Here is a 4,277-nt window from a genome sequence, read left to right as displayed (position 1 = left end):
CGCCGGCGATGCTCGAGGCCAGCACGAGGCCGACCGTCGCCAGCGCGCCGACCTCGCGGCCGACGATGACGAAACCGGCGATTTCCAGCAGCGGAAGCGCGAGGAGAAAGAAGGGAAGCAGCGAAATGCGCAAGTCTTGCCAACCTTTTTCGATTGTTATGATCGTTTCGATTGTTTTGGCCGCCAGCGAGCAATCGCCGCTGGCACTGAGGCTGTTAGATAGGTATGCCTGCCTTTGATTTGAATGATTGCGCCTTGCGTTCTATATGCTTTGAATGTTGAACGCTATGCGACCGTGGCCATTGGGCCTGACGGTCCGGCCACAGGGCAGGGATTGATTGGCGGAAGATATGGGATTCTTCGACTTCGGCACGATTTTCTTCCTGATTGCGGCGGTGGTCATCTTTTTCCAGCTGCGCAATGTGCTGGGCCGCCGCACCGGCAGCGAACGGCCGCCCTTCGATCCCTATTCGGCGGCTCGCACCGGCGACAAGGATGCCGCCCAGAAATCCGAAAACGTCGTCTCGCTGCCGCGCAAGCGCGCGCCAGGCGAGCCGGCTCCCGACACCTATGCCGCGATCGACGCTTTCGCCAAGCCCGACACCGACCTCAACAAGGGCCTGCGCACGATCAAGGACAATGATCCGTCCTTCGAGCCGAAGGGTTTCGTCGACGGCGCCAAGATGGCTTACGAGATGATCGTCATGGCCTATGCCGACGGCGATCGCAAAACGCTGAAGAACCTGTTGTCGCGCGAGGTCTATGACGGTTTTGTCGCCGCCATCGGCGAGCGCGAGGCCAAGGCGGAAAAGATCCAGTCCTCCTTCGTCGGCATCGACAAGGCCGACATCGTCTCGGCCGAGATGAAGGGCGGCGAGGCGCATGTCACGCTGCGCATCATCAGCGAGCTGATTTCGGCGACCCGCGACAAGGCAGGCGCGGTCATCGACGGCGACCCGGAAACCGTCGCCGAGGTCAAGGATGTCTGGACCTTCGCCCGCGACACGCGCTCGCGCGATCCGAACTGGAAGCTCGTCGCCACCGAGGAAGAAGACTAGTTCGGAAACACGCGGCGAGGCTCCGGTGTCGCTATCGCCTCTTTTTGTCGAGAAAGCCTTTGGCGACCTGCCCGGCTGGGACGATGACGACCATCTGGCGGCCTTCGCCGCCTTTCGCCGCTCGGCCTTCCATGTGCTGACCAAACCCTATCGCAGCGGTGCGCTCGGCGTCGACTTCCAAGCTTTTGCCGATGCCTACGCGGAGGCGCGGACCGTTTCGCCGGCGAATCGGTCGCCGGTTTTGGCCCGCGGGGAAGCCCGCGCCTTCTTCGAGCGCCATTTTGCCCCGGCGCTTGTCCCTGCCGAACATGGCGGCGCCGGGCTCGTCACCGGCTTCTATGAACCGCAAGTCGAGGCGTCACCGGTGCGCACGGACCGATTTTCGGTGCCGTTGCTGTCGCGCCCGGCCGATCTCGTCGATATCGACGACGGAAACCGGCCGCCCGGCCTGGATCCCTACCTCGCTTTCGCGCGCCAGACGCCGAACGGGCCGGTCGAGTATCCCGACCGTGGCGAGATCGAGCGCGGCGCGCTCGACGGCAAGGGCCTGGAAATCGCCTGGCTGGCCGACAAGGTCGATGCCTTCTTCATTCACGTGCAAGGTGCCGCACGCCTCGCCATGACCGACGGCCGGCTTGTCCGCGTCACCTATGCCGCCAAATCCGGCCAGCGCTTCACCGGGCCCGGCAAGATCCTGAGCGAGATTGGCGAGATCCCGCTGGCGGAGGTGACGATGCAGTCGATCCGCGCCTGGTTCAAGGCGCATCCGGACCGCGTCGACGAGATACTGCGTCAGAACCGCTCCTACATCTTCTTTCGCGAGGCCGATGTCGAGGACGCAACCCTTGGCCCGATCGCCGCCGCCAAGGTGCCGCTGACGCCGGGCCGCTCGATCGCCGTCGACCGCCTGCTGCATACATTCGGCACGCCCTTTTACATCGACGCGCCGACGCTCACTGCTTTCGACGCAAAACCGTTCCGCCGCCTGATGATCGCGCAGGACACCGGCTCCGCCATCACCGGACCGGCGCGGGGCGACCTGTTCGCCGGATCGGGCGATGCCGCGGGCGAGATCGCCGGCGTGATCCGCAATGCCGCGGATTTTTATGCGCTGGTGCCGCGCGCGCTCGTTGCGGGTGCGGTCCGATGACCCGGCGCCCGGACAAGCTCAGCGAGGATGACCGGGTTCTGTGGAACCTGGTGGCGCGCACGGCCAAGCCGCTGAAGGGCAAATTTGCCGTCGACATCCCCGACATTGCCGCCGAGGCCAGGCCAAATCAGCCGCAGCCGGCGCTGGCCTCTGCCAACGCCGCAGGGACCGCAAAGCCGAAGGCTCAGCAAGTCACGCACCGCCTCGACGAGCCGACGCTGGACAAATTATCGAAAGGCCGGCTGCCGATCGAGGGCCGTGTCGACCTGCACGGCATGACCCAGGACGAGGCTTATTCGCTGCTGTTTTCGTTCCTGCACCGGGCGCATGCCGGCGGCGTCCGCTATGTCCTGGTCATCACCGGCAAGGGCTCGTCCTCCGGCGGCGATGGGGTGTTGCGTCGCGCCGTGCCGGCCTGGCTGTCGACGCCCGCCTTCCGGCCGCTCGTCTCCAGCCACGACCATGCCGCCCGCAACCATGGCGGTTCGGGTGCGCTCTATATCCGCCTGCGGCGGGCGCGCCTGTGAGGAGTTCTATCATGAGGGCGGGGACATGACCCCGTTCGGAGAGAAGCTGCGCACGCTACGAGGCGAACGCGGTGTCCGCCAGAAGGACATGGCGGCGGCGATCGGCGTCAGCGCCGCCTACCTGTCGGCGCTCGAACATGGCAGGCGCGGTGCCCCGACCTGGACGCTGATCCAGAAGATCATCGGCTATTTCAACATCATCTGGGACGATGCCGAGGAACTGGCGCGGCTGGCCGAGGCCTCGCACCCGCGTGTAAAAATCGACACGTCGGGTCTTTCCCCCGCTGCCACCGAGCTTGCCAATCTGCTGGCCGAAAACATCGAGAAACTCGACGAGGCCGAGCTTCGCCGCATCACTGCATTGATCCGCGCGGCGTTGAACCAGCGGCCGTAGCCGACGATCCGAGCGTGATGCAGGTTCGCCTGCCTCAGCAGGAAACTGCCCGCCGGCGGACCGCCAGCGGGCACAGTGGTGAGATCATTTCTTGCCGGCCGTGCCGCCATTTCCGCCCCGGCCGTGATCGCCATTGCCGCCATGGCCATTGTTTCCACCCCCCAGGCAGCCCGACGCCCCGGCATCACCGCAACAGCGGCCGGCCCAGAGGTCGTTGAGGTTGGTTTTGGAACAGCTGGTGGTCTGCTCGGCCATGGCGGATCCGGCCATGCTCGACACCGCGAGAGCGGCAAGAAGGGTGTTTCGCAGAAAAGCAGTCATCTGAAGTCTCCATGGTTGGTTTCGGTTCACGGCTGTGTGTCGCTGGCCGAAGCGAAATGGTTCACGGAGAAATGCGAAAATTCATTGGGGGGCGGTCGCGGTGGGAAATATTGGCAGACGTCGCGCTGCCCCTCATCCGCCTGCCGGCACCTTCTCCCCGTATAGTGACGGGGAGAAGGTGCAGCCGCGCGGTTGGCGCTTACGACGTTGATGATTGGCGAAAGCGACGATGAAGGCGTCTTTCTCCCCGTCCCTATACGGGGAGAAATGTCCGGCAGGACAATGAGGGGCGGCGGCGACCTATGATGTGAAAGCAGCTAAAGCGCGCCACAAGAACGCGACGTGCCGGGATGGGCGTACCAAAACCTACTGAACCGCGCCGACCAGAACTTGCTGGCCACCGCGGATCGAGACCCAGCGGCCGGTGTTGTCGATCGCCTGCCGCTTGAGGAAGCGGTAACCGGTCGCGTCCCATGGCTTGACCTTGTCGGTCAGATTGTCGAGCACATAGTCGCCCTCGTCGGTGCGCACCGTCAGCACGGCGTGGCCCTCGCCGTCGGGCTTGCGCACGACGGTGATCAGCAGATCGGCAAGCGATATGCTCATGCGTGAAAGCTGGCGCCGCTTTTCCAGCACATAGTCCTCGCAATCGCCGACGCCCTTGTCGGGATAGGCCCAGACCTCGTCCTTGCCGTAGATGTCCATGTCGCTCATCGGCTTGACGGCGGCATTGACCCTGGCAGTGACATTGAGGAGCTTGCGCATCAGCCCGTCGCTCATCGGAGCCGGCGCCAGATTGGTCGGGCGGATCGAGCACTCGCCCGGAT

At 64.6% G+C, this 4,277-nt stretch carries 6 protein-coding genes and 1 pseudogene; 4 read left to right on the top strand and 3 right to left on the bottom strand.

Going from position 1 to position 4,277, the window contains the following annotated elements; genetic code table 11:
• Window positions 1-133, bottom strand: a pseudogene (locus EN893_RS39385) (membrane protein FxsA); the annotation flags it as partial.
• A gap of 217 nt (window positions 134-350) precedes the next feature.
• On the opposite strand from EN893_RS39385, the gene EN893_RS20965 reads away from it, so the two are divergent.
• From EN893_RS20965 to EN893_RS20950, 4 genes are read left to right on the top strand one after another with little or no spacing between them, the layout of a single operon-like run.
• Complete coding sequence (locus tag EN893_RS20965) at window positions 351-1,058, top strand: Tim44/TimA family putative adaptor protein (RefSeq protein ID WP_127268043.1); 708 nt, start codon at window positions 351-353, stop codon at window positions 1,056-1,058.
• A gap of 25 nt (window positions 1,059-1,083) precedes the next feature.
• A complete protein-coding gene (locus EN893_RS20960) occupies window positions 1,084-2,208 on the top strand; it encodes a murein transglycosylase A (RefSeq protein WP_127268044.1) in 1,125 nt (374 codons plus the stop codon).
• A complete protein-coding gene (locus EN893_RS20955) occupies window positions 2,205-2,735 on the top strand; it encodes a Smr/MutS family protein (RefSeq protein ID WP_127268045.1) in 531 nt (176 codons plus the stop codon). Before EN893_RS20960 ends, EN893_RS20955 begins: the two co-directional genes overlap by 4 nt.
• Before the next feature lie 25 nt (window positions 2,736-2,760).
• On the top strand, window positions 2,761-3,129 hold the full coding sequence (locus EN893_RS20950) for a helix-turn-helix transcriptional regulator (protein WP_127268046.1): 369 nt from the start codon (window positions 2,761-2,763) through the stop codon (window positions 3,127-3,129).
• Window positions 3,130-3,213: 84 nt separating this feature from the next.
• Here EN893_RS20950 and EN893_RS20945 read toward each other — a convergent pair whose 3' ends face one another.
• Together EN893_RS20945 and EN893_RS20935 are read right to left on the bottom strand one after the other, a co-directional pair.
• On the bottom strand, window positions 3,214-3,450 hold the full coding sequence (locus EN893_RS20945) for a hypothetical protein (RefSeq protein ID WP_127268047.1): 237 nt from the start codon (window positions 3,448-3,450) through the stop codon (window positions 3,214-3,216).
• Between the two features lie 366 nt (window positions 3,451-3,816).
• On the bottom strand, window positions 3,817-4,277 hold a 461-nt coding region (locus tag EN893_RS20935), incomplete at its 5' end, for a transglutaminase-like cysteine peptidase (RefSeq protein WP_128361748.1).

The sequence above is a fragment of the Mesorhizobium sp. M7A.F.Ca.CA.004.04.2.1 genome (assembly GCF_004022825.1).
Lineage (GTDB): Bacteria > Pseudomonadota > Alphaproteobacteria > Rhizobiales > Rhizobiaceae > Mesorhizobium.
Note: the sequence above shows the minus strand (reverse complement) of the source record. Positions and strands in the feature narration are given on the sequence as shown.

Bases quoted from the DNA above. Each gene is read 5' to 3' on its own strand.
- EN893_RS20965 (WP_127268043.1), top strand. From the start codon at position 351: ATGGGATTCTTCGACTTCGGCACGATTTTCTTCCTGATTGCGGCGGTG.
- EN893_RS20955 (WP_127268045.1), top strand. From the start codon at position 2,205: ATGACCCGGCGCCCGGACAAGCTCAGCGAGGATGACCGGGTTCTGTGG.
- EN893_RS20950 (WP_127268046.1), top strand. From the start codon at position 2,761: ATGACCCCGTTCGGAGAGAAGCTGCGCACGCTACGAGGCGAACGCGGT.
- EN893_RS20945 (WP_127268047.1), bottom strand. From the start codon at position 3,450: ATGACTGCTTTTCTGCGAAACACCCTTCTTGCCGCTCTCGCGGTGTCG.